The sequence below is a fragment of the Streptomyces sp. NBC_00568 genome, from assembly GCF_026341855.1.
GTDB lineage: Bacteria > Actinomycetota > Actinomycetes > Streptomycetales > Streptomycetaceae > Streptomyces.
Window position 1 is genome coordinate 3,908,832 of sequence record NZ_JAPENW010000001.1, and the last position, 24,054, is coordinate 3,932,885.

Genomic DNA, 24,054 nt, shown 5'->3' on the forward strand with positions numbered 1-24,054 from the left:
GGTGGGGATCCATGGCTGCCGTCGACGCACCCCCGCGTCCGTCGTGCTGTGGGGGTGGGCATGCCGTCAGGCGCCCTGATGGACCGTCATGTGATCGCGCAGAGCATCGAGGATCTCGCGGAGCGGCCGGCGCTCGGAAACCGGAAGGAAGAGCTGGCGGCGCTCGCGGCGGCGCTCCGGGACCAGGACGTCACCGCGCTGGACCCCTGGTCCGAACTCGATCTCCTCGCCGCCTACGCCCGTCCCGAGAGCCTCGGGGCGACCGGTGACCGGGACGGGGAGCACCAGGTCTGGTCCTACGCCGAAGCGGTGCTGGGCGCGCTGGTCTTCGTCCCCCTGATGCTCACCTGGTACGGGCTGACCCGGGCGTCGAGCGCGTACGGGGCACTGACCGGCGCCGATCCGAAAGCCGCCTCCCGGCCCTTCCTGCAGCTGTGGCAGTCCGGGTTCGAGGGGCACCTCACCGGCGCGTTCACCTTCGGCCATGTCGCGATGAGCGCCACCGTCGCCATCGTGGTGCTCTTCACCCTGGTCCTCGTGCACGGTGTGCGGCGGTCCGCCGTCGCCCGCCGCGAGGAGGACGCCGAGCGCGGCTCCGGGCAGCTGATGGCGGCGCTCGTGCCGGTCCTGACCCGTGCCCAACTCGTCCTGAACCAGCAGCGGTCGGGTTCCCCGCAGCGCTTCGCGGCCGAGCTCACCGGAGCCGCCGCGACCCTCAAGGGACTGGGCGACAAGGCTGTCCGGGTCCACGAGGACCTGGCGGCGGCCGCCTCGGCCGTCGGCGAGGCGGTGGAGTCGGCCGAGCGTAGGCTGGCCGGGGTCGACACCTCCGTCAAGCCCCTGGAGGCCGCGGTGGGGCGTGTCGAGGCCGCCGTCAGCGACGGCGGAGCTCGGGTCGGCAAGGCCCTCGAGGACGTCCGCGACGCGAGCGGTGAGGTACGGCTCGCGGTGGCGGGCGCCGGGGACCGTGTCGAGGACTCCGTCACCGTGCTGGCCGCCTCCCAGCGTGCCTACGTCACCGGCATCGAGGTGGCCTCGGACATCTCCGCCCAACTTCTGGGCCGATACGGCGAGGTGGCGGAGGGGACGGCCCGCGCGGTCGAGGAGTCCCAGCACGCGGTGCGCGAACTGAGCGCCCAGAGCGATGCGTTGCGCGCTACGGCCGATGAATTCGCCCGGCTCGTCGACGAGTTGCGGGCGGACCGTCGGATGCATGCCGACCCGGCGGACCAGCCGGCCTGGGCCGGCCGCGCCCATGGGGCGGAGAGCGGTGCCGACCGCGGCGGCCGCCCCGCCGACACCGACCGCGGCGGCCATCCCGACGACACCGACCGCCCCGCCGACGGGACCGACGGTCCTGCCGCCCCCCGCCCGCGCGACCCCCGCCGGGAGCCGCCGCACCTGCCTCCCGCGTCCCTGACCGAGGCCCGATGAAGCGGGGTGGAAGGTTCCAGCCGCTGCACCTGGCGGGCTGGCTGTTCGCGGACATGCTGCTCGTCCTCGCCCTGGTGGCCATGGGGGACCGGGGTGATCCCCAGGCGGCGGAGCGGCGCCCCGGCCCTTCGTCCTCAGCGTCGGCCGCCGCGAAGAAGAAGCCGCGGCACACCGGCCCGCGCGCGGTGGTCCGCACACCGGTCAGGGTGGCCGTCGACGCGCCCGCCGGGGACGAGGCGGGCATCGTGCGCGCGCTGCGCGGGGCGACCGCGCGCTACCGGGGCCGGCAGGCCGCCTTCGTGCTGACCTTCGGACGCCACACCGACCCGGGCGCCGGGGGCCGCTACGCGCACGACGTCAACGCCCTGCTGGAGAAGGCCCGTCCGGACATGTTCCGCGCCGCCACCACCCGCGACTTCTGGAAGGGCGGCGCCTCCTCGGGGCACGCCGACATCGAGATCTACTTCTACACGTACTGACCCGGAGGTACGAGAAACCTTGCAGATCCTGCCTTTCTACCTGCTCTGCGACGAGTCCGGGTCGATGATCGGCGAGCCGATCGACGCCATCAACGGCGCGCTCCCGGACCTGCACCACGAGATCAGCACCAACCCGACGGTCGCCGACAAGACGCGCTTCTGCCTCATCGGCTTCTCCGACACCGCCACCGTGCTGCAACCGCTCGTCGACCTCAGCGACCTCGACTCGGTCCCCGCGCTCGCCGCGGGCGGGCTCACCTCGTACGGCGACGCGTTCCACATCCTGCTGCGCTGCGTCGAGGACGATGTGGCGGGGCTGAAGGCGGAGGGCCACGAGGTCTACCGCCCCGTGGTCTTCTTCCTGTCCGACGGCATTCCCACCGACCCGGACTGGGACCAGGCGTACAAGGAGCTCACCCAGTCACGGTTCTGCCCGAAGATCATCGCCTTCGGCATCGGCGAGGCGCAGGAGTCGACGATCGCGCGGGTCGCCAACTTCCGGGCGTTCATGCAGAAGGACTCCTCGGTGTCACCGGCCCAGGCGCTGCGCGAGTTCGCCTCCAGCCTCACGCGGTCGATCGTCCGGTCCGCCGGGAGCATCGGGGCGGACGGCGGCAACGGGTTCACGCTGGCCGTGGACGACACCGTGCCCGGCTTCTCCATCGTCTCTCTCGACAAGCTGTGAGGTCGCACCGATGGGGAACGACATGAACGCCGCCGGACCGTCCCGGACCAGCCCGCGGGAGCCCGCCACGCGGGAGTCGGACGGGGGCCGGGCACGTGCGGGCAGGCCGGACGGGGGCCGGCCCGATGCGGCCAGCGGAGATCCGGATGCCCGGCAGCCGGATCTCCGCTGGCCGGACGCGCGGGAGCCCGACCCGCTGGACGCGACCTGGCAGAGCGTCGACCAGTTCTTCACCGACCAGCCGGAGCCCGACGCGGCCGTCACCGCGCCCGAGCCGTCCGCGGCACCGCCCACCGGGCCGACCCGGCAGTCAGCACCGGACGCGTCGACCCGGCCGTCACCACCGGACGCGTCGTCCGGGCCGGCCCGGCAGGCACCACCTCACCCGTCCTACGGGCCGGCCCGGCAGGCACCACCCGACCCGTCCTACGGGCCGGCCCGGCAGTCGCCACCACCGGAGGCGTCGTACGACACGACGCCGCCGGGGCCGCTGCCCGGCCTCGCCCAGCAGCCGCCGCGGCCCCGGTTCGAGAAGTCGCCGCCGCCCTCGTCGTACGAACCGACGCCGGCGTCCCCCCTGCCCGGCTTCGCCCGGCAGGCGCCGCCGCCCCCGCACGCCTGCGGGTCGCCCGGGCCCGGGTCCGGACCGGCAACCGGACCCGCTCCCGAGCAGCCCGCCGCGCGCGGCACGGCCGTCCCGACGCTCGGCGCGCCGTTCCACTCCGGCCCCAAGCCCCCGCTGTACGCGCCCGAGCCCCTGGAACTCCCCTCGGTCCGGCAGGACCCGACCGCCGCGCTGACGCCCGACATGGTGGTGGACGGCGCCGGGTACGGCGCCCTGACGGTGCGGGCGGCGTCCGTGCGCGGCGACTCGCACCGCTATCAGGGCGAGCCGCGCCAGGACTCCCTGGCCGTGGTGCGCCTCGGGGCGCCCGGCGCCGACGGGTTGCTGCTGCTCGCGGTGGCGGACGGCGTGGGGTCGGCGGCCCGTTCGCACATCGGCTCCCAGGAGGCCTGCCGGCTCGCCGCGATCGAGCTGGACGGCCTGTCCGCGGAACTCTCCGAAGCCCTGCGCTCCGGCGATCAGCCCCGGTTCGCCGTGCTGGCGGACACCGCGGTGGGCCGGGTCGCGACGCTCCTCGCGCACCGCGCCCGCGAGCACGGCGACGACCCCGCCGCCTACGCCACCACCCTGCGCGCCCTGCTCGTCCCGCTCGACCTACGCGTCCGTACCCGCGGCTTCCTGGCCGTCGGCGACGGCGGCACGGCGCTGCTGCGCGACGGCGCGTGGAACCTGTCCCTCACGGACCCCGAGCACGACGGGGACGGAATGATCGACACCCGCACGGCCGCCCTGCCGCACGGGCACCGCGCCCGCGCCCGGTTGCTCGCCCCGGCCCTGCCCGGCGACGTGCTCGTGCTGTGCACGGACGGCCTGTCCACGCCCCTCGCGGGGGACGCCGGGATGCGGGACTTCCTGGCGTCCGGATGGGGGATGGGGACCGTGCCGGCACCGGCCGACTTCCTGTGGCAGCTGCAGTACCGCGTGAAGTCGTACGACGACGACCGCACCGCCGTCGTCCTGTGGGAGGCCGCCCCGTGAGCCCCGCCGACGGCGCGGACGTGTCCCTCGGCTCGCTCACCCTCGGGGTGCGCGTCGGTGACGGCGGTCAGGGCGAGGTGTACGACGTCATCGGTCCGGGCGGGCTGCTGTACAAGAGCTACCGCGAGCCGGGGAAGGCCGCCGGCGGGGAACTCGCGGCGCTCGTCGCCCTGCGTCAGGGGCTCGCCCCCGCCGACCGGGACCGGCTGGACCGGGAGACGGCGTGGCCGCTGTGCCGGGTCATGGACGGCGGAAGGACGACGGGCTTCCTGATGAACCGCGCGCCGGACTCCATGACCTGGCGCACCGCGCGCGGCGAGGCCCGGCTGACCGACCTGTCCTATCTGCTCCGGGCTCCCAAGTCGGCCTGGCAGACCGTCGCCCAGCCGTCACCGGCCGAGCGGTACGCGCTGGTGGTCGCCGTCGTCGGGCTCTTCCAGTGGCTGCACACCCTGGGGCTGGTGGTCGGCGACGTGTCCCAGGCGAACGTGCTGTGGACCGTCCGGCCCGCACCCGGCCCGTATCTCCTGGACTGCGACGGCGTACGCCTGGTCGGCAGGCCCCCGGTCCTGGAACAGGCGGACACCCCCGACTGGCACGACCCGCTGGCCGCCCCCGGCACCGTCACGGTGGACAGCGACCGCTACAAGGTGGCCCTGGTCGTCGGCCGTGTCCTGAGCCAGGACGCCTACCTGGCCCCCGGCAAGCCCCTGCATCCGCTGACCGGCGTACTCGACGACCGGCGGGCCGAAGCGGTCCGCGCCCTGTGGGAGCAGGCGTCCGGCCCCCGTGGCACCCGCCCCCACCTCGCCCAGTGGTGCACCGCCCTGGCGGGCCGCGACACCATCCGCCTGATGGCCGCGGAGCCCGCTCCGCGGCCCGTCGTCGACCGCTCCAAGTTCGACGGCCCACGCACCAGGGGCCGCATCACCCTGCGCAACTGACCCACCGGCAACAGGAAAGGGGCCGGGGCGGGGGTCAGGTCATGACCGCCCCGGTTCTCACAGCCCCCGCAGCGCCCGCCGCAGATCCCCGGCTTCCCGGTAGTGCACGGTGCGCATGCCCAGCGCGGTGGCCGTCTCGACGTTCTCCCAGGTGTCGTCGACGAACAGACACCGGTCGGCGGGGACGCCGGCGCGGGCGACGGCGAGGTCGTAGATGCGGTGGTCGGGCTTGGCGAGGCCCACGCGGGCGCTGCTGACGACATGGTCGGCGAGGTCGGTGAGGCCCAGCGCCGCCAGGTCCCGCTCCAGCTGGACGGACGCGTTGGTGACGAGGACCAGGGGCATCCGGGCGCGGGCCCGCCGCAGCAGCGCCACCACGTCCTCGTCGGCGTGGAACGGGGACCGGGCCAGCGCGGTACCCAGTTCCAGGGCCGTCGCCCCGGACACGAGCCCGGTCAGGGAGCGCGCGGTCGACCGCGCCCACTGGTCGGGCGTGATCCGGCCGAGTACCAGCGGAAGCGCCGTCTCCGGCGCGAAGGCCACCTTCATGGTGGTGCCCTCGGCCAGCCCGGCGGCCCGTTCCAGGGCCGCCAGGGGCGAAGGGTCGTAGATCCGGATCACGTTGTCGACGTCGCAGAGCACGGCGTCGAAGGGCCGTCCGGTGGAGACGGGGGACACGGTGGTGCTCAGTTGCCCGACACCGTGACCTTCTCGTCGTTCTTGAGCTCGTCCACCAGCGTCTTCACCTTCGCCTTGTCCCAGACGAGGTTGCCGCCGGAGGAGCCGGAGATCGGCATGTTCATGGACTTGCCCTCGCCGCCGGTGACGCCCTTCATGGCCCAGAACATGTCGGCCAGGTCCCACAGGCTCATGTCCTTGTCGACGACCAGCGAGTCGAGGCCCGCGCCCATCGTCGGGTAGAGCTTGAAGGGGTTCAGGACGGTCGACGGGGTCGCGACCTGGTGGGCCAGGGCGGCCAGGAACTTCTGCTGGTTCTTGGTGCGTTCCAGGTCGGAGGCGGCGAAGGCGTGCCGGGTACGGACGAAGGCGAGGGCCTGCTCGCCGTTCAGCGTCTGCTTGCCCGCCTTGAAGTCGGCGCCCGAGTACTTGTCCTTGAAGCCCTTGTCGAGGGTCATCTCGACACCGCCGACGGCGTCGACGATGCTCGCGAACCCGCCGAAGCCGATCTCCACGTAGTGGTCGATGTGCAGACCGGTGTTGGCCTCGATGGTGCGTACGAGCAGCTCGGGTCCGTCCATGGCGTAAGCGGCGTTCAGCTTCAGGTGCTTGCCGGTGCCCTGGTACGTCTTGCCGGATTCGGAGCCCTTGAACGTGGGGATCTCGACGTCGGAGTCACGGGGCAGCGAGACCAGCGTCGAGCCGTTGCTCCCGGTGTGCAGGATCATCATCGAGTCGGTGCGCTTGCCCTCGGCAGAGCCGGTGTGCAGCTTCTTCTTCTCCTCGGCGGACATGCCGGCGCGGCTGTCGGAACCGACGATCAGATAGTTCGTGCCCTCGCCGGTCTCCGGCCGGTCTATGACCTTGGAGAGATCCACGTCACGGTGGAGCTTGGAGTCCGCCCAGAAGTACGTGCCGACGGAGACCACGACCAGCGCGGTGACCAGCGTGATCGCGGTCCACTTGATCCGGCGCCGCCAGTTCGGCGCGGGACGGCGCGGGTACGCGCCGCCGTCGCCGGGGCCCTGCGGATCGCCGGGCCCGCCCGGGGTCCCGTACACATGGCCCGTGTTGTAGCCGGAGTCGTAGCCGTCGTCGTAGCCCTGACCGTCGACGTAGGACGGCTGCCGGGGCACCCCGCCGCCGTACGGAGGCGCGTCCTGGCCCGGTGCGGGTGCCGGTCCGCGGCGGACCTGGCGCATGACGCGGGCGCTCTCAGGCTGTGCGCCTGCGCTGCCGCGTCCGTAGCGGTTGCTGCGGTTGTCGTCGGACCACCCGTCGGGCCAATCGTTCATGCGGACCAGTGTGCCGCTCTCCACCATGTGTCTTACAAGAGAGCAGGGAGATCTGGGTCACGCCTGTTGCAGAGCTGATGCAAAGAGACCGACGCGTGCCCGGCATAAGGTGGAGGACATGACAGACCAGGCCCCCAACCCGGAAAACGATATTCCGGGCAAGCCGACCTCCGCGTCCCGAACCACCCTCAGCCACATCATGACCCACAACGACACGAACCTTCTGGGCTCGGTGCACGGTGGAGTGATCATGAAGCTCGTCGACGACGCGGCGGGAGCGGTGGCCGGGCGGCACTCCGGCGGGCCCGCGGTCACCGCCTCGATGGACGAGATGGCCTTCCTGGAACCCGTCCGCGTGGGCGACCTGGTCCATGTGAAGGCCCAGGTCAACTGGACCGGCCGCACCTCGATGGAGGTCGGTGTCAGGGTCCTCGCCGAGCGCTGGAACGAGTCCACACCGCCCCAGCAGGTCGGCTCTGCCTATCTCGTCTTCGCCGCGGTCGACGCCGACGGCAAGCCCCGCCGGGTCCCGCCGGTCATCGCCGAGACCGAGCGCGACGAGCGCCGCTACCAGGAGGCGCAGATCCGCCGCACCCACCGCCTGGCCCGCCGCCGCGCGATCATGGAACTCCGTGAGAAGCGCGCGGCGGAAGGCCTCGACGACTAGGACCTGTCCGGTCGGTCACGGACCAGGACCCGTCACGTCGGTCACGGTGGAGGGGCGGGGGTCAGGGGCCGGGAGGCCCGGGTCGGGCGCCCGCGGTCACGGACACACCACCTGGTCTCCCGTCACCACCCCGAACTCCCCCTGGTGCTGATCCTCCGCCCGTACCCGTGTGACCTGCCTGAAGTCCGCACCGGCGATCACCTTCAGCAGCGGGCCCTGCCCGCGAACGGCGCGCAGTTCGGAACCGGGCAGCGCGGTCGCGAGGGACTTCGCCGAGCGGTCCCAGCGGGGGTCGTACGCCACGACGGTGCGCCGGACCGCGTGGTCCTTGGCCGTCGTGGGCCGGCCCGTCGTCCGGAACCCGGTGGCGGAGAGCGCGCTGTCGACCCGCTTGCCGAGGCCCGTCGTGGCGGTCCCGTTCTCGACCTGGACCCGGATCTGCTGCGGGGCCACCGCGACCCGGACGGCCTTGGGCCGCGGGGCCCGGCGCTCGGCGAGCGGCTTGTCGTCGCGCAGGGCCCGGAAGAGCTTCCCGGCCTTCTTCTCGTCCCACTTCAGGGTCGAGCCGATGCCCTTGACGACGTATCCCATCTGTCCGATCGGCACAGTCGTGAACTCGGACGAGGACGGGGAGAAGTTCCGCATCGCCCGGCCCAGATCCAGCAGTTCGTCCGTGCCGAAGCCCTTGTCGGCCCGCACCGAGCCCAGCACCGCACGGGTCACGTCGCGGAACTTCATCGGGTTCAGCAGCACCCCGGACGAGGTGGCGTGCTCGACGAGCGCCGCCAGGAAGCGCTGCTGGCGCTGCATCCGGCCGAGGTCGGAGGAGCCGTCGGCGTGCCGGGACCGTACGTACTGCAGGGCCTGTCCGCCGCCCAGCAGATGCGAGCCCGCCGCCAGGTCGAGGCCGGTGTAGCTGTCCTTGAGCGGCTGCGCGGTGCAGATGCGGACGCCGCCGAGCACGTCCACCGTCTTCATGAAGCTCGTGAAGTCGACCTCCAGATAGTGGTCGATCTTCACGTGGGTCATGTTCTCGACGGTCCGCACGGTCAGGTTCGGGCCGCCCTCCGCGTACGCCGCGTTCAGTTTGAGGGGGTGGGGGCCGTGCCGTCTGCCGGTGACCGCGTCGGTGTGCTCGGGCGTCTCGGCGTACGAATCGCGCGGGAGGCTGACGATGCTGGCGTGCTCCCGGTCCTCCGAGATGTGCACGATCATGATCGTGTCGGTGCAGTGGCAGGGCGCGCCGCCGAGCCGGTACTTCCGCCGCTCCGCCTCGGTGATCTTGTCCCGGCCGTCGGTGCCGACCAGCAGCACGTTCATGCCGTTGCCGGCCTGGGGCCGGTTCTTCATGTCCTTGAAGGGGTCGACCCGGGCGATGTCCGCGTCCAGACTGGTCACCACCGCGTGCCCGATGCCCGCCGAGGCGAGGACCACCACGGAAATGGTGGTCACCACCCGCATGGCCCAGCGTGGCTTCCTGCGCCGTACGGGGCGCGCGAGCCGTCCGTCGGGCCGTCGGGCGGGTCGCCGTGCGGGAGAAGGCCGTGGGGGGCGCTGAGGGCGGACGGGGGAGCGGGGCGGCGTGGGCAAGGGGGACACCTCCGCGAGGCTGGACGGGGGAGTGATGCGTTCCGCGAGGCCGGCCGGGGCCGCGTTCCGCTGGCGTGGGGATCCGTGAGCACGGTAGGCCCATACGATCTGCGGCCCGGTTCTTACGCCGGGCGCCGCGCGCCGGTGTCCCCCGTTCGCGGTAACGTGAGCTCCGATGAGCGAGAAGTCTGACGTGCGGTCCCCCGCCGTTTCTGTGATCATGCCCGTCCTCAACGAGGAGCGGCATCTGCGCGGGGCCGTCCAAGCGATCCTGGCGCAGGAGTACGACGGCGAGATGGAGGTCGTGATCGCCATCGGTCCCTCAACGGACCGGACGGACGAGATCGCCGCCGAACTCGTCCGAGAGGACCCGCGGGTCCACACCGTGCCGAACCCGACCGGGCGCACGCCCGCGGCGCTGAACGCCGCGATCAAGGCGTCCCGGCACCCCGTCGTCGTGCGCGTCGACGGGCACGGCATCCTCTCCCCGAACTACATCGCCACCGCCGTACGGCTCCTGGAGGAGACCGGCGCGCAGAATGTCGGCGGCATCATGCACGCCGAGGGCGAGAACGACTGGGAGCACGCCGTGGCCGCCGCCATGACGTCGAAGATCGGTGTGGGCAACGCGGCCTTCCACACGGGCGGCGACGCGGCCCCGGCCGAGACCGTGTATCTCGGGGTCTTCCGGCGCGAGGCCCTGGAGCAGCAGGGCGGCTACAACGAGGAGTTCATCCGTGCCCAGGACTGGGAGCTGAACTTCCGGATCCGGGAGGCGGGCGGGCTCATCTGGTTCTCGCCCGAGCTGAAGGTGTCCTACCGGCCGCGGCCGTCCGTCAAGGCCCTCGCCAAGCAGTACAAGGACTACGGCCGCTGGCGGCATGTCGTCGCCCGCTACCACGAGGGCTCCATCAACCTGCGCTACCTCGCCCCGCCGACCGCCGTCTGCGCGATCGCGGCGGGCGTGCTCGTCGGCGCGGCGCTGACCCCGTGGGGCTTCGTCGTCCCGGCCGGCTATCTCGCGGCCATCGGGCTGGGCTCGCTGCCCGCCGGCAAGGGGCTGCCGCCGAAGGCCCGCCTCCAGATCCCCGTGGCCCTCGCGACGATGCACATGTCGTGGGGCTGGGGCTTCCTCACCAGTCCGAAGGCGCTGGCCAGGAAGGTCATCGCGTCCCGGCGTCCCGCGGTCCTCAGCGGCTCGAACTGAGCCCACCCGGCTCCGGATGAGACCGCTGGTGGCTTCAACCGGGCCGACCTGTACATGAGTTGGGCCCCTCTCGAAGTCGAGAGGGGCCCAACTGTCTTCGCTGTCGGTCCTGTTACCAGGTGAAGTCCGGGTTGACCTTCATGCACTTGCCGGCGTTCAGCTCATCGGACGACGGCGTCGAGTCGTCGTCCGACGGTGCCTTGTACGCCGTGCCGTCCCGCCAGTCGGCGCCGACGACGAGCGTGACGCCGGAGACGTTCGCGGACTTCTCCACCGCGCTCGTCGGAATCCCGAGGGACTTGGCGACCCGCAGGGCGTCCCCCTCCAGATCGTCGCTCGGGTAGCGGATCACCGTGGTGTCGTCGGCGGTCGCCACCGCCAGGTCGGCCTTCGACGCCGTGAAGCCCTTGCCGACGAGCAGCTCGGTCACCGCGTTCGCGCGCCCGGGCACCGGCGCCAGCGTGCTGGTGCGGGTGCCGTTCTGCACCTGCACCGCGATCTTGTCGTCCGCGGCGGCCGGGTCCGACGACGTCCTCTCGGTGGCCTTCTTCTTGCCCTTGCCGTCCAGCGCGATGTCCTCGCGCATCAGCCGCCAGACACTGTCCGCGGCCTTGACCTTGGGAAGCACCCGGTTGCCGTCGGCGGAGTACACCCACGGCATCGTCATCATGTTGATGCGCTTCGCGGGGACCTTCTTCAGCTCTTTGCTCAGGTCGTAGAGCTTGGTCACCGTGCCCAGGCCGTCGTCGACGGTCAGCGCCTCGGTGGCCGTCTCCGCGAGGCTCTTCAGCTTGCCCGGGTTGCTCAGCGTGGCGTTGTCGCGCAGCTGCTTCACCATCGAGTTCATGTACTGGTGCTGGGCCCTGGTCCGGCCTATGTCGCTGCCGTCCTCGAAGCCGTACCGCGTCCGCAGCCACTGCAGGGCCTGCTTGCCCTTGATGGACGTCGTGCCCTTCTCGAGCTTCAGCCCGGAGCCGTGGCCGGTGGAGGTGTGCGAGTAGATGTTGGCGTCCACACAGACGGGGACGCCGCCGATCGCGTCGGCCATCGACACCACGCCCGCGAAGTCGACCATGATGAAGTGGTCGATGTGGATGTCGGTCAGCTTCTCCCAGGTGGCGACCGTGCAGCCGGGGCCGCCGCGGCGCAGCGAGTCGTTCGTGATCACGGTGGTGCTCGCGGCGTACGCCGTCCCGGTGTCGGGGTCGGTGCACGTGGGTATGTCCAGCAGCGTGTCGCGCGGCATGCTCACGACCGACATGTTGGTGCGGTCCGCCGACAGGTGCAGCAGCATCTGGACGTCCGCGCGGGCCGGCCCGTCGAACGTGTCCTTCGCGCCCCCGAGCTTCTGGTTCGCGGCCGAGTTCCGGGCGTCCGAACCGATCAGCAGAATGTTCAGCGGGGTCTGGCCCGCCGCGTTCGGTTTCGACTTGGCGGCGCGGTCCTTCGCGTCGCCGATGTTCAGGTCGTCCTTCTTGATGTTGGCGTTCAGATGCCGGTAGTAGAGGTAGCCGGCGCCGGCGGTGCCGAGTATCAGGAGCGCGAGCACCATCGCCGACCAGCGCAGTATTCGACGTCTGCGTCGGGGACGGCCGCCTCCCCCGTGCCGCCGTCCGCCACCGCCTCCGCCGTGCCGGCCCTGCCCCTGCGGACCGGTCGGCGCCGTGTCGTCGGCCGGACGAACGCCGTCGCCGTCACGCTCGCCGTCGAGCCGGGTGGGACCGCCGTCAGCCGTCCGGACGGGCTCGCCGCCCTCCTCGTACATGCTGTCGTCCCAGCCCAGTTCCCCGGCCCGCGGTTCACGCGGCCGTGCTCCCTCCCCGCGCACACTGCTTTGCGCCATCTCCCCAGCCCCTCCCCACCCTGCGCCTGACAAACGGGTCCGTCGTACGTCCGGCCGGACGCTTTCACGCCCGGCCGCACGTTTCTCGCGTCCTGTAGGACGCTCGACGGACCCGTCAGGTCATCACTTGGCGCACACCGATTTGTCCGCAGTGGACTTGTCCACGTCGGGCGCCTTCGTCGGAGTGGTCAGTGACACTCCGGCGCCCTTGAAGTCCTTGCCCAGGGTCAGCACGATCGCGGGCAGCCCCTGTGCGTTCTTCTCGCTCTCGCCGGGCTTCATCGCCGAAGCGGGCAACCCCATCAGATCCGCCAGCTTGCGTGCCTGGTCGGCCTGGTCGGGAGAGTACTCCAGCGTCGTCCTGCTGAGGGTTTCGTCAGCGTTTCCGAGCTGGCTGGACTTGAGCACGCCCTCATCATTCTGCAGCCAGTTAAGAGTTTCCTGTGCGGAGCCGGACTCGGCGCCGCCGTTGTAGATGTCGACGCGGATCTCGGAGGCGTCGGAGCGGGAGCCCTTGAGGCGGGCGGCCACCGCGGCCTTCTCCTTCTTCGCCTTCTGCTTCACGGCGGTGAAGGAGACGTCGTTCTTGATGGCGTCGAAGACGGGCTGGGACGCCGTCGGGCTGACCACGACCGTGACGGGCGTCTTCTCGGCCGGGTTGTCGATCACCGGCACCGTGGTGAAGGTGATGTTCTTCGTCGGCACCTTCTTCAGCTCCATGGCCATGTCCTTGAGCGTGTCGACCTTGCCGATGCCGGTGTCCACGGTCAGCGCCTTGGTGGCGGCCTCCGCCAGCTTGTACAGCTTGGTGGGGCTGGTGAGGGTGTTGCTCGAACTCATCTTGCGCATCAGGGAACCCAGGAACTGCTGCTGCACCTTGATGCGGTCGAGGTCGCCATGGTTGCCGAAGCTGTGCCGGGTGCGCACGAACGCGAGGGCCCGCTCGCCCTCGAGGGTGTGCTCGCCGGCGGAGAGCTTGAGGTGCGAGTCGGGGTCGTTGACGTCCTTGGCGACGCAGACCTCGACACCGCCCACCGCGCTGGTGAGCGTCTTGACGGCGTTGAAGTCGGCCATCATGAAGTGGTCGGGGGTGATGCCGGTGACCGCCTTGACCGTGTCCATCGTGCAGCCGGGGTTCCGGCCCCCCTGGCCGAGGCTCGTGTTGAAGCGGACGTTGTCCGTACCGTTGATGATCTTCTCGGAGCCGTCCTCCTGCTTCGTCTTGCAGTCGGGGACGTCGACGATGAGGTCGCGCGGAATGCTCATCGCGGTCGCGTTCGTCCGGTCCTTGGAGACGTGCAGCAGGATGTTCGTGTCGGCGTGGCCGACGCTGTTCTTGTCGCCGTAGCCCTCGTTGCCCGCACCGGTGCGCTTGTCGGTGCCGATGATGAGGAGGTTGAAGGCCTCGTCCTTGCTGAAGCCGTCCTTGGCCGAATCGCCGACGTCCTCCGTCTGGACGTTGCCCTCGAGGTGCTTGAGATAGGCGTACGCGGCGCCCGAGACAGCCACCAGCACCAGCGCCATGGTGCCGCCGGTCCAGAGCACTATCTTCTTGGCCTTCGACTTCTTGGGCGGCCTGGTACGCCCGCGCCGCCGCCCCGGAAGGGGCTCCGGCGGTTCGCCGCGGCGTCTGCGCGGCCCCGGCACATCGGGTCCGGGCGCGTCACTGTCCCGCCCCGGCGCGTTGCGGTCCCGGCCCGGTGTCGCGCGATCCCTGGCGGGCGCGGTTCGGGTGCGTGCCGCTGCGGAGGGATTAGCCCTCCGCGGTCGCGGCACTCCCGACTGCGCTCCGGAAGGGGTCAGTCGCAGTTCGTATTCACCGGTGTTCGGGTTGAGCACCCACTGGTCTGCGGGATCGATGTTGTCCGCCCGCCCACGGCCTTGCGCGTCCACGGTTGTCTGAATCCTCCGTCGGGGCCACGCGGCGCCTTTCCCCCTCAAAAGGCGCTCGGGTCTCGGTCAAACAGTGCGCGGCCTCCAGGACGAACCTCGTGGCCGGGTGCACCGGATCGCTCACACTATCCGCCCAGTTCAGCGTCGAGCGACGACCGTGACAAATTCAACGTCCCTACAACTGGGCAATCCGTCCCATTTCTCGGAGACTTCTTAGCTCAGCTGTTCCCCACCTTGGTGAGCGCTTTACCCGCAGGCGTCCTCGGCCGCCGTGTTACCCCGGAAAGTCGGTGCCGGATCGGGTGTCCCGGCGAGTACGACAGGCCCTATTGCCCTCGACTTTCCGTTGCCGGACGACTCCTCTTCGTAACCATGGGGGGAGTTCCCGTACGGGCTTGCGGAAAGCGCCGATTGACCCTGGGCGAGCTTCTGGGGCGGTTCCTTCGCGACCGCCACCGGCTCGTCGGCGCGCAGCCGTGCGAAGAGCCGGGCCGCCTCGGGCTCCACGAGCTGGTCGCGGTTGGCGTTGAGGACATAGGACGTCCGGGGCACCGTCAGGAACTGCACGCTTTCGGTGGGTATGTCGCGCATGCCGCGCACCAGGTCGTACAGGCCGCGCAGGCTCGCGAGCCCGGGGTCGGTGGTCAGCGACGAAGTGGCCGCGTCCAGCACCGGATACAGCTTCGCCGGGTTGAGCAGGACGTCGTTGCTGCGCACCTTGTTGACGAGCGCGCCGAGGAACCGCTGCTGCCGGTCCATGCGGTCGGTGTCGCTGCCGTCGCCGATGCTCTTGCGGGCGCGGACGTAGCCGAGGGCCTGCTCGCCGTTGAGCACGACCTTGCCCGCGGGCAGCCGCAGCTTCGCCGCCTTGTCGTCGATCGGCTCGCTCAGGCACACCTCGACACCGTCCACGGCGTCGACCATGTCCTTGAAGCCGTGGAAGTCCACCACCATGTGGTGGTCGACGCGGATGTTCGTGAGCTTCTCGACGGTACGGATCGTGCAGGCCGAACCGCCCACCTGGAAGGCGTAGTTGAACATCGCGAACATGGGCTCGGTGCGGGTGCCGCCGGGGCGCCGGCAGCTCGGCACGTCCACCATCAGGTCGCGGGGCAGCGATATGGCGGTCGCGCTCCGCCGGTTCGCGGAGAGGTGCAGCAGGATCGTGGTGTCGGACCGCTCGGTCCCGGAGTCCCGTCCGTACTTCTTGTTCCCGGCCCCCGAGCGCGAGTCCGACCCGATCAGCAGGATGTTCTGCGCGTCGCGCACCAGCGCGGTGGGCCGTTCCTTCTCGTACCGGGCGAGCTCGGCGGCCGCGTCGTTGTCGGCCGTGATGTTCCCGTTCAGCTTCTCGTACGCGGCCCAGCCGACCCCGACGGCGCCGAGGACCACCACGGCCACCCCGGTCGCCGTATAGCGCAGCCAGCGGCGCCGCCTGCGTATGACCCCGGCCCCGGTGGGCGACGCTCCCAGTCCCGGCCCTTCCCGGCGCCCGGAGGACGGGCCTGCGGTGTCGGTCACGTCGGAACCACCGCCCCTCATGGCGTACGAGCGTGTCTGGCTGCTCCTACGACCATGTCCCGAAGTGGCTGGTGAGGGGGGCCGGTGATGGGCCGAACGGGGGACGCGCCGACCCGCGGGGCAGGCCCCGCACGAGCCATCCGCACGGCCCGGTCCCTGCCCGCACGGGCCGTACGGCCCCTGCCCGCACGTCCGACGCGCGGCCGGGCGGTGTCCGGCTAGCGGGCCGTCGCCGTCACTCGCTCGCTCTCGATCCGCTGGGCGACCGAGTCGTCCCCCAGCCGGTCGAGGTGGCGGCACAGCACCACCGATCCGCCGGCGGCGAGCGGCGCGTACAGGCCGGAGGACAGGCCTTCCCACGTGTCGTACGGGAGTGCGGACAGGATGCGGGACCCCGGTCCCGTCAGATCCAGCTGGGGAGCGTCGGCGCGGGCCTGCTCCACGACCTCCGCGCCCGTGTAGGCGGCCCCGGCGACGATCAGCGCCCGCTCCTCCGGATCGACGGGTGTGTACGGCGTGAACCGGTCGCCCTGGCTCGGCACCTCCACGGCGTAGTCGGCGTACCCCGCGGGCGGTGTCGGGAAGCGGCGGCCGAGCGGCGCGAGCGAGAGGGCGACGCGCTCACCGGAACAGGCGAGCCCGGCCTCGAACTGTCCGGGGCCCGCGACGACGTGGTCCGCGGCGGCCGGGTCGCCCCCGACATCCGCGACGACGCCCACCGAGGAGCAGGCGAGCAGCCAGACCGCCGTCTGCCAGTGCGCGGGCAGCAGCAGCGCGACCCGCTCGCCGGGCTCGGCGGACAGCTCGCCCTGGAGCAGGTTGGCGGTCTTGGCCACCCAATTGGCGAAGGTGGCCACGGACAATTCGACACGTTCGCCCGTCGCGTCGTCGTAGAAGGTCACCAAGGGGCGTGCCGGGTCCGCGGAGAGTGCGGATCGCAGCAGGTCGGCGGGGGTGCGGTCGGTGGCATTCACGCGGGCAAGCGTACGCGGGGCCGCCGGGCGGCGCGGACCGCGCGCGCCACCGGTTCGGCCGAGCCTCTCCGACTGCCCGTCAATTCCGCGATGGACAGATATATATGACTATGTCCAGGATCAGGAGCATGCGTGGATTCCTTGCTTCCTCGATCGGCGTCACCTGCGCGGCGGCTCTCGCCCTTCCGCTCGCCCTGCCCGCCCCGGCACAGGCCGGGCCGTCGGCGGCGACCTCCGAGACCGCCGTCCCCGGCAGCACACAGTCCCTGCCACTCGTCCCGCTCACCGGTGAACGGGCTCTCGGCCCAGCCGCCCCCGAACAGGGCCTCGCCCGCCGGGACGTACGGCCGTTCTCCCTGATCGGCGTCGTCTGGGACGACCCGAGCAGTGAGCTGAACGGTCGTGTCCAGGTCCGTACCCGGGCGGCCGGCAGCGGCCACTGGTCGGGCTGGCAGGACGTCGAGACCCATAACCACGAACACGCCGCCGACCCGGACACCGCCGAGAGCGCGTCGCACCGGGTGCGCGGCTCCACCGCCCCGCTGTGGGTGGGCGACTCGGACGGCGTCGAAGTCCGCGTCGACGCGGAGCGCGTGGCGCGGGAGATCGCGGAGAGTCCGGAGAAGGGTGCGCGGGACAGCCCGTGGGAGGACCGCGCGACCGCCCTGGCGGACTCCCCGCTCCCCAGGGGCCTGCGCCTCGAACTGGTCGATCCCGGCGGGGATCCCCCGGGCGCGGACGCGCGCGGTCCCGGACGGGAGGGGGGCGCTCCGGCGGACGCGCGCGCGGGGAGCGGACGCGCGGGCGCGTCGGACGGGGCAGGGGGCGTGGGCGCCACCGAGATCGCCGCGCTCACCCAGGAGGAGACGGAGCGCGAATACTTCCCCGAGACCGCCTACGAGAAGCGCGCGCAGCCGTTCATCGGCCCGCGTCCCCGCATCGTCACGCGCCGCGGCTGGGGCGCGAACGAGAACCTGCGCGAGCGCGGCTTCGTCTACACGAAGAAGGTCAAGGCGGCCTTCGTGCACCACACGGCGTCGGGCAACAAGTACAGCTGCTCGCAGGTTCCTTCGCTCATCCGCGGTATCTACCGCTACCACGTGGTGAGCAGCGGCTGGCGCGACATCGGCTACAACTTCCTCGTCGACAAGTGCGGAAACATCTACGAAGGCCGGGCCGGGGGCGTCGCGAAGGCCGTCAAGGGCGCCCACACCCTCGGCTTCAACACGAACAGCATGGGGATCGCCGTCCTCGGCAACTTCGCCGGCACGAAGCCGCCCGACGCCGCGCTCAAGGCCATCGCGCGGCTCACGGCATGGAAGCTCGGTCTCTACGGCGGCAATCCGCGTGGCAAGACATACCTGACGTCGGCCGGTGGCAATCTCTACCGAAAGGGAAAGAACGTACGACTGAACGTGATCTCCGGCCATCGGGACGGGTTCGCCACGGAGTGCCCCGGACGGCTCCTCTACGGCAAGCTCGGCTCGGCCAGGAAGACGGCGGCCCGCTACCAGGGCCGGTAGGCAGGACCCGGAACCGGCCCGGCCGACACGGCTCGGCCGGGCCGGAACCGGCAGAGATCACCTGAAGTCACGACAGAGGCCCGTCGAAGGACACCGCACGGCCATCGAAGGCGCCATCGAACGGTCTGCATACACTGGCCGGCCGAAAGAAAGTTCGGCCGGTCCCGGCAGGAAGCAGAGACGACAGGTGACAGAAGCGATCCTCCTGGTCGGCGGCAGAGGCACCCGGCTGCGCCCCCTCACGGTGCACACGCCCAAGCCGATGGTTCCGGCGGCCGGGGTCCCCTTCCTCACGCACCAGCTGGCGCGGGCGCGCGCGGCGGGCGTCGAGCACATCGTGCTGGCGACGTCCTACCTCGCCGAGGTCTTCGAGCCGTACTTCGGTGACGGCTCCTCACTGGGCCTCCACCTCGAGTACGTCACCGAGGAGGAGCCGCTCGGCACGGGCGGCGCCATCCGCAATGTCGCGTCCCGGCTGCACTCGGGGCCCGACGACCCGGTCCTGATCTTCAACGGCGACATCCTCACCGGCCTGGACATCCCGGCCCTGGTGGCGACCCACGAGACGACGGGCGCGGACGTCTCCCTCCACCTCACCCGGGTGGAGGACCCCCGCGCGTTCGGGCTGGTGCCCACCGACTCCACCGGGCGTGTCACGGCCTTCCTCGAAAAGCCGCAGACCCCCGAGGAGATCGTCACCGACCAGATCAACGCGGGGGCGTACGTCTTCCGCCGCTCGGTCATCGACACGATCCCCGCCGGCCGTCCGGTCTCGGTCGAGCGCGAGACCTTCCCGGACCTCCTGGCCACCGGTGCCCACCTCCAGGGCATGGTGGACTCCACCTACTGGCTGGACCTGGGCACCCCGCAGGCCTTCGTCCGCGGCTCCGCCGACCTCGTCCTCGGCCGCGCCCCGTCCCCGGCCGTTCCCGGCCGCTGCGGTGACCGCCTGGTCCTGCCCGCGGCGACGGTGGCGCCCGACGCCAAGCTCACCGGCGGCACGGTGGTCGGCGAGGGCGCCCGCATCGGCGAGGGCGCCCGGATCACCGGCAGCACCGTCCTCGCCGGAGCCGTCGTCGAACCCGGCGCGGTCGTCACCGACTCCTTCGTCGGCGTCGGCGCCCGGATCGGCGAGCGCACGATCCTCACCGGCGCGGTCATCGGCGACGGCGCGGTCGTCGGCCCCGACAACGAACTCCGCGAGGGAGTCCGCGTCTGGTGCGACGCCCGCATCCCGGGCGGCACACTGCGCTTCTCGTCGGACCAGTAGAAGCCCCGCCCTGAAACGCCGGAGGGGCAAGTTTCAGCCCCTCCGGCACTCTTCGGCTGTGCGGCAAGCTTCAGCCCCTCCGGCGCACTTTTCGGCTCCGGGGAAAGTTTCAGCCCCTCCGGTGTTTGAGGAGCGGGGTCTGGGGCGGAGCCCCAGGGACGGGACGGGCAGGGGCGGAGGGGGCGAAGACTTGCCGGGGCGGAAGAGAATGTTCGCCACGGGCGCCCACGCACGGAAGCCACACCTGCCCGGAGCCCGGCGGAGCACGGGCCCGGAAGCCGGGCGCTGTGGGAAGACCGGCGGAGACGGTGGAGGCCAGCCGCCCTACAGCCGCCCGATGTCCCCGCGAGGCATCTTCGGCGTACGCCGCGGCGGCGTACGCCCGGCCAGCAGAATCAGCCGGGCGGCCCGATGCCGCTGCCCGGCATAGGGCTCCAGCAACTCCAGCATGGCGGAGTCGTCCGCGTCCCGGTCCCCCGCCAGCGCGTACCCGACGATCCCCGGCAGATGAAGATCCCCCACGGTCACGGAATCCGCCGCACCATGACTGCGCTGCACGACTTCCGCGGACGTCCACGGCCCGATCCCGGACACCAGCTCCAGCCGCTCCTGCGCCCGCACGGGATCGAGCCCCACCGCCTCCTCCAGCCGCGCGGCGACCCGCACGGCCCGCAGAATCGTGGAGGCCCGCTTGTCGTCGACCCCGGCCCGGTGCCACTCCCAGGACGGGATCAGGGCCCACGTCCGCGGCGCCGGCATGACGTACATCCGCTCGGGCGCGGGCCCCGGCGCGGGCTCCCCGAACTTCCGGACGAGCAACCGCCACGCGCGGTACGCCTCGTCGGTGGTGACCTTCTGCTCGAGGACGGACGGGATCAGCGACTCCATCACCAGCCCGGTCCGCAGCAGCCGCAGGCCGGGCCGCCGATGCCGGGCGAGCGCGACGAGCCGGTGCCGTGGTTCGAAGGCGTCGGGATCGTCCGCGGCGCCGAGCAGTTCGGGCAGCCGGTCGAGCATCCACTCGGCTCCCGGCCCCCAGGCCTCGCCCCGGACCACCCCGCCGCGCAGCGCGACCCGAAGTGTCCCGGGCCCGGCGGGCGTACGGCTGACCCGCCACACGGAGCCGTCGGGTGTCGTCCTGAACGTCGGATCACCCGGTCCGCGCCGCAGCGGCCCGAGCACGAGCCCCAGATCGAGCGGTCCTTCGGGCGTCCAGGCACGGGCGCGTCCGGGCTCGGCCGTCTGACGGGGCACTCCGCCCGGAACGCCGCCGGGCGCCCCTCCGGGCACCACGACATGCCCGCCGCGCACGGTCGTACGCGTCGGCCGGGGAGCGAAACGTCCAGCCACGGATGAGGTCCTAGAGGTACTCGGGGTGCTTTACGAGAGTAGGCGCTCCACCCCCGCCTACGGCATCGAACGGCTCGGCCGGCCGCCCCGGGACGAGCCACGCCGCGCCGTACCGGACGGAGCGGCGCCTCAACCGGTCAGCGCCGTACCGGACGGAGCGGCGCCACAACCGGTCAGCGCACCTCGATGAAGGCGGCGGCGTCCCGCTCCGGCCTGGCCCTGGGCTCCTCCGCCGCGTGCCCGACGGCAACGGCCCCCATCGGGTCCCAGCCCTCCGGCAGCTCCAGCACCTCGCGCACGACATCACGGCAGAACATCGTCGACGACACCCACGCGGACCCGAGCCGCTCCCCGGCCAGCGCGACCAGGAGGTTCTGCACGCCCGCCCCGGTGGCGACCACGAACATCTCGCGCTCGGCGCCGTCCCGCCGCGCGTCCCCGTAGCTGTGCGACCCGTCCATCACCAGACAGGGCACCACCAGATACGGCGCCTTGCGCAGCACGTCACCCCGGCGGACCCGCTTGGCGATGGACTCCTCGCTCTTCCCGTCACCCCGCAGATCCGCGATCCACGCGTCCCGCATGGCGTCGAGCAGCCGCGTCCGCGACTCCTCGGACTCCAGGAGCACGAACCGCCAGGGCGTGGTGTGGTGCGGCGCCGGTGCGGTCACCGCCGCGGCGACCGCACGGCGTACGGCACCGGGGTCGACGGGCTCGTCGGTGAAGGCCCGTACGGTACGCCGCTGGGTCACCGCCTCCCGTACGGCCTCCGAGGTGCCCAGCCGGAACATGTCGTCGCGCGCGTCACGCACCATCGCCCGCGCGCCGTCGCCGTCGTCCTCGGTCACCAGGTGGGCGAGCCCGCGCACGACGGCGACGGGCAGCCCGGAGGCCTTGCCCTTGACCAGGTCACCGGCGGCGGCGAGCTCGTCGGCCGTGGCGACGACGGTCGCGCCGAGCGGATTGCCGTGCGCGTCGGTCCCGCCGCGCAGATCGTCCAGCACATGGACGCCCGCGGCGCCGATGGCGACATCGGTGAGCCCGGTGCGCCAGGGCCGCCCGAACGTGTCCGTGATCACGACGCCGACGTCGACCCCGAGGGTGTCCCGCAGCCCCTCGCGGATCGCGCGCGCGGAGGCGTCGGGGTCCTCGGGCAGCAACAGCACGGTCCCTGCGGGGGTGTTGGAGGCGTCGACCCCGGCGGCGGCCATCACCAGACCCTGCCGGTTCTCGACGATGCGCAGCGGGCCGCGCCGTGCCACGACCCGCACGGTCTCGGCGTCGATGGCGGCCTCGCGGTCGGTGGCCTCGACGATCCGGCCCTCAGCCTTCGACACGATCTTGGAGGTGACGAGGAGTACGTCCCCGTCGACGAGCCCGGGCCCGGCCGCGGCGATGAGCTTCGCCAGGTCGTCCCCCGGGCGGACCTCGGGCAGCCCGTCCAGCGCGCGGACCCGGTAGCCCGCGCCCGCGTGCCGCTCCGGGCGCGCCCCGCCGGAGGGCGCCGAGGCGTCCACGGTGTTCACGGTGTCCGTACCTCCTCCGCCAGCGTCAGCGCCTCACGCGCCATCCGCGCCGTGGCGTCGAGGTCGGACATCATCAGCGGTACGGCCCGGCACCGGATGCCGGCGGCCTCGACGCGCTCGACGCACGAGGCGTCCACCGTGTCGACGAGCCAGCCGTCGAGGAGACCCGAGCCGTAGTGCTCGGCGACCGCGGCGGCGGTGGACTCGACGCCCACGGCGGCGAGCACCTTGTCGGCCATGCCGCGCACCGGCGCGTCGCCGACGATGGGGGAGAGGCCGACGACGGGCACGCCCGCCTCGGCGATGGCCTCCCTGATGCCGGGCACGGCGAGGATGGTGCCGACGGAGACGACGGGGTTGGACGGCGGGAAGAGGATGACGTCCGCCTCGGCGATGGCTTCGAGCACGCCCGGGGCGGGCTTCGCCTGCTCGGCGCCGACCGGGACGATCGCCTCGGCGGGCACGGAGGCCCGCAGCCGCACCCAGTACTCCTGGAAGTGGATCGCCTTGCGCTCGCCGGCGGCCCCGGCCGGGTCGCCTTCCGGCAGCGTGACGGCGACATGGGTCTCGACGCGGTCGTCGGACATGGGGATGAGACGCACGCCCGGCTTCCACCGGTCGCACAGGGCCTCGGTGACGGCGCTGAGCGGATAGCCCGCGCTCAGCATCTGTGTCCGCACGATGTGCGTCGCGAAGTCGCGGTCGCCGAGCCCGAACCACTCGGGTCCGACCCCGTACGCCGCGAGCTCCTCCTTCAGACGGAAGGTCTCGTCGGCCCGCCCCCAGCCCTGCTCCTCGTTGATACCGCCGCCGAGCGTGTACATCACCGTGTCGAGGTCCGGGCAGACCTTCAGCCCGAAGAGGTGGATGTCGTCGCCGGTGTTGCCGATGACCGTGATGTCCGCGTCCGGCACGGCCCGCTGGAGACCACGCAGGAACCGTGCACCACCGATACCGCCTGCCAGAACCACAATGCGCATGGGGTTCAGTCTCGCAGGCGGGTACGACAACGCGTCAGCCGGTTGCGGGACCTCCGGGACGGCGGGTCCGCGCCCCGGCGCGAACGTGTCACACGGTTTCGGCCACCGCGCAACGCGCCGCGTGCATCGGCATCTCGGTGAGACCCGGGTAGTAGACGTGCAGACTGACGGCCGGCTCGAGCGAGTCGTTGACGACTTCGTGGATGTAACCGGGCGCGAACACACGCTGCGCGCCGGAGCCCAGGGCGCGTGTGCCGCGCTCGGTGCGTTCGGTCAGCGCGCCGTCGAGGACGGTCAGCACGCCGGAGGAGCCGCCGTGGTCGTGCAGCCCGCTGCCCTGTCCGGGCACCCAGGACAGGAGCCACACCTCATAGCCGGGCCCCGTGCGCAGCCGGTGGTACCAGCGTGAGGCGGCGTCGTACCGGACGAGGTGCTCCCACTGGGACCGGTCGGCGGCGATCGAGCGCGCCAGGCCGACGAACTCGGCCACGGTGGCGGGGTGTTCGCGCGGCGGCTGGAGCAGGTGCGGGACTTCGAGGATGTCGCCGGCGATCTGGAGGTCGCTGTCGCTGTTCATGGATGCGGTGGTTCC

The 24,054-nt window shown here is 71.9% G+C and carries 20 protein-coding genes; 9 read left to right on the forward strand and 11 right to left on the reverse strand.

The features are described 5' to 3' along the window. Positions 1 to 60: 60 nt before the first annotated feature. The 5 genes from OOK38_RS17110 to OOK38_RS17130 are packed head-to-tail and all read left to right on the forward strand — an operon-like array spanning position 61 to position 5,145. Entirely contained in the window at positions 61 to 1,434 is a 1,374-nt protein-coding gene (locus OOK38_RS17110; RefSeq protein WP_266759486.1) for a methyl-accepting chemotaxis protein, read from the forward strand. Then, the gene (locus OOK38_RS17115) at positions 1,431 to 1,913 is read left to right on the forward strand and encodes a hypothetical protein (RefSeq protein WP_266759484.1); all 483 of its coding nucleotides are present in this window, start codon (positions 1,431 to 1,433) and stop codon (positions 1,911 to 1,913) included. The genes OOK38_RS17110 and OOK38_RS17115 overlap by 4 nt, the downstream gene beginning before the upstream one ends. 19 nt (positions 1,914 to 1,932) lie before the next feature. After that, on the forward strand, positions 1,933 to 2,598 hold the full coding sequence (locus OOK38_RS17120) for a VWA domain-containing protein (protein WP_266759483.1): 666 nt from the start codon (positions 1,933 to 1,935) through the stop codon (positions 2,596 to 2,598). A 10-nt stretch (positions 2,599 to 2,608) separates the two neighbouring features. Continuing rightward, entirely contained in the window at positions 2,609 to 4,201 is a 1,593-nt protein-coding gene (locus tag OOK38_RS17125; RefSeq protein ID WP_266759481.1) for a PP2C family serine/threonine-protein phosphatase, read from the forward strand. Further along, positions 4,198 to 5,145 (forward strand): hypothetical protein, encoded by a 948-nt coding sequence (locus tag OOK38_RS17130; RefSeq protein WP_266759479.1) that lies wholly within the window; start codon positions 4,198 to 4,200, stop codon positions 5,143 to 5,145. Before OOK38_RS17125 ends, OOK38_RS17130 begins: the two co-directional genes overlap by 4 nt. A 57-nt stretch (positions 5,146 to 5,202) precedes the next feature. Here the strand turns inward: OOK38_RS17130 and OOK38_RS17135 are convergent, their stop codons facing one another. Both OOK38_RS17135 and OOK38_RS17140 read right to left on the reverse strand, forming a co-directional pair. Then, entirely contained in the window at positions 5,203 to 5,823 is a 621-nt protein-coding gene (locus OOK38_RS17135) for an HAD family hydrolase (RefSeq protein WP_266759478.1), read from the reverse strand. Positions 5,824 to 5,831: 8 nt separating this feature from the next. Then, positions 5,832 to 7,118: an LCP family protein gene (locus OOK38_RS17140; protein WP_266759476.1), complete on the reverse strand. Its 1,287-nt coding sequence runs from the start codon at positions 7,116 to 7,118 to the stop codon at positions 5,832 to 5,834. A gap of 118 nt (positions 7,119 to 7,236) precedes the next feature. Here OOK38_RS17140 and OOK38_RS17145 point away from each other — a divergent pair, with 118 nt between their 5' ends. Beyond that, complete coding sequence (locus OOK38_RS17145) at positions 7,237 to 7,785, forward strand: acyl-CoA thioesterase (RefSeq protein ID WP_266759474.1); 549 nt, start codon at positions 7,237 to 7,239, stop codon at positions 7,783 to 7,785. Positions 7,786 to 7,881: 96 nt separating this feature from the next. Here the strand turns inward: OOK38_RS17145 and OOK38_RS17150 are convergent, their stop codons facing one another. Next, a complete protein-coding gene (locus OOK38_RS17150) occupies positions 7,882 to 9,246 on the reverse strand; it encodes an LCP family protein (protein WP_266759473.1) in 1,365 nt (454 codons plus the stop codon). A 304-nt stretch (positions 9,247 to 9,550) separates the two neighbouring features. Between OOK38_RS17150 and OOK38_RS17155 the strand changes: the two genes are divergently transcribed. After that, positions 9,551 to 10,582, forward strand: a complete 1,032-nt coding sequence (locus OOK38_RS17155; RefSeq protein WP_266759471.1) for a glycosyltransferase family 2 protein — start codon at positions 9,551 to 9,553, stop codon at positions 10,580 to 10,582. A gap of 112 nt (positions 10,583 to 10,694) precedes the next feature. On the opposite strand, the gene OOK38_RS17160 is transcribed toward OOK38_RS17155, so the two are convergent. From OOK38_RS17160 to OOK38_RS17175, 4 genes are all read right to left on the reverse strand, one after another. Then, the gene (locus tag OOK38_RS17160; RefSeq protein WP_266759469.1) at positions 10,695 to 12,425 is read right to left on the reverse strand and encodes an LCP family protein; all 1,731 of its coding nucleotides are present in this window, start codon (positions 12,423 to 12,425) and stop codon (positions 10,695 to 10,697) included. 123 nt (positions 12,426 to 12,548) lie between these two features. Continuing rightward, positions 12,549 to 14,318, reverse strand: coding sequence for an LCP family protein (locus tag OOK38_RS17165; protein ID WP_266759467.1), 1,770 nt, complete (start codon positions 14,316 to 14,318; stop codon positions 12,549 to 12,551). A 246-nt stretch (positions 14,319 to 14,564) separates the two neighbouring features. Beyond that, positions 14,565 to 15,860 (reverse strand): LCP family protein, encoded by a 1,296-nt coding sequence (locus tag OOK38_RS17170; RefSeq protein WP_266759465.1) that lies wholly within the window; start codon positions 15,858 to 15,860, stop codon positions 14,565 to 14,567. A 197-nt stretch (positions 15,861 to 16,057) separates the two neighbouring features. Further along, a complete protein-coding gene (locus OOK38_RS17175; RefSeq protein WP_266759463.1) occupies positions 16,058 to 16,813 on the reverse strand; it encodes a TIGR03089 family protein in 756 nt (251 codons plus the stop codon). Positions 16,814 to 16,941: 128 nt separating this feature from the next. On the opposite strand from OOK38_RS17175, the gene OOK38_RS17180 reads away from it, so the two are divergent. Continuing rightward, positions 16,942 to 18,336, forward strand: coding sequence for an N-acetylmuramoyl-L-alanine amidase (locus OOK38_RS17180; protein WP_266759461.1), 1,395 nt, complete (start codon positions 16,942 to 16,944; stop codon positions 18,334 to 18,336). Positions 18,337 to 18,523: 187 nt separating this feature from the next. Next, positions 18,524 to 19,606 carry an NDP-sugar synthase gene (locus OOK38_RS17185; RefSeq protein WP_266759459.1) on the forward strand — a complete coding sequence of 361 codons (1,083 nt, stop codon included), beginning with the start codon at positions 18,524 to 18,526 and terminating at the stop codon, positions 19,604 to 19,606. Between the two features lie 324 nt (positions 19,607 to 19,930). Here the strand turns inward: OOK38_RS17185 and OOK38_RS17190 are convergent, their stop codons facing one another. The 4 genes from OOK38_RS17190 to OOK38_RS17205 all read right to left on the reverse strand — a co-directional run bounded on the left by OOK38_RS17190 (position 19,931) and on the right by OOK38_RS17205 (position 24,039). Continuing rightward, the gene (locus OOK38_RS17190) at positions 19,931 to 20,956 is read right to left on the reverse strand and encodes a DNA-3-methyladenine glycosylase (protein WP_266759457.1); all 1,026 of its coding nucleotides are present in this window, start codon (positions 20,954 to 20,956) and stop codon (positions 19,931 to 19,933) included. 173 nt (positions 20,957 to 21,129) lie between these two features. Further along, positions 21,130 to 22,473, reverse strand: coding sequence for a coenzyme F420-0:L-glutamate ligase (locus OOK38_RS17195; RefSeq protein WP_266765714.1), 1,344 nt, complete (start codon positions 22,471 to 22,473; stop codon positions 21,130 to 21,132). 5 nt (positions 22,474 to 22,478) lie between these two features. Next, positions 22,479 to 23,462, reverse strand: coding sequence for a 2-phospho-L-lactate transferase (cofD, locus tag OOK38_RS17200; RefSeq protein WP_266759455.1), 984 nt, complete (start codon positions 23,460 to 23,462; stop codon positions 22,479 to 22,481). An 88-nt stretch (positions 23,463 to 23,550) separates the two neighbouring features. Beyond that, positions 23,551 to 24,039, reverse strand: coding sequence for a cysteine dioxygenase family protein (locus OOK38_RS17205; RefSeq protein WP_266759453.1), 489 nt, complete (start codon positions 24,037 to 24,039; stop codon positions 23,551 to 23,553). Positions 24,040 to 24,054: the final 15 nt, after the last annotated feature.

Coding starts and splice junctions, on each gene's coding strand:
- OOK38_RS17180 (WP_266759461.1), top strand. CDS start 16,942: ATGCGTGGATTCCTTGCTTCCTCGATCGGCGTCACCTGCGCGGCGGCT.
- cofD (WP_266759455.1), bottom strand. CDS start 23,462: ATGCGCATTGTGGTTCTGGCAGGCGGTATCGGTGGTGCACGGTTCCTG.
- OOK38_RS17155 (WP_266759471.1), top strand. CDS start 9,551: ATGAGCGAGAAGTCTGACGTGCGGTCCCCCGCCGTTTCTGTGATCATG.
- OOK38_RS17145 (WP_266759474.1), top strand. CDS start 7,237: ATGACAGACCAGGCCCCCAACCCGGAAAACGATATTCCGGGCAAGCCG.
- OOK38_RS17140 (WP_266759476.1), bottom strand. CDS start 7,118: ATGAACGATTGGCCCGACGGGTGGTCCGACGACAACCGCAGCAACCGC.
- OOK38_RS17110 (WP_266759486.1), top strand. CDS start 61: ATGCCGTCAGGCGCCCTGATGGACCGTCATGTGATCGCGCAGAGCATC.
- OOK38_RS17125 (WP_266759481.1), top strand. CDS start 2,609: ATGGGGAACGACATGAACGCCGCCGGACCGTCCCGGACCAGCCCGCGG.
- OOK38_RS17170 (WP_266759465.1), bottom strand. CDS start 15,860: ATGAGGGGCGGTGGTTCCGACGTGACCGACACCGCAGGCCCGTCCTCC.
- OOK38_RS17205 (WP_266759453.1), bottom strand. CDS start 24,039: ATGAACAGCGACAGCGACCTCCAGATCGCCGGCGACATCCTCGAAGTC.
- OOK38_RS17115 (WP_266759484.1), top strand. CDS start 1,431: ATGAAGCGGGGTGGAAGGTTCCAGCCGCTGCACCTGGCGGGCTGGCTG.
- OOK38_RS17160 (WP_266759469.1), bottom strand. CDS start 12,425: ATGGCGCAAAGCAGTGTGCGCGGGGAGGGAGCACGGCCGCGTGAACCG.
- OOK38_RS17150 (WP_266759473.1), bottom strand. CDS start 9,246: ATGCGGGTGGTGACCACCATTTCCGTGGTGGTCCTCGCCTCGGCGGGC.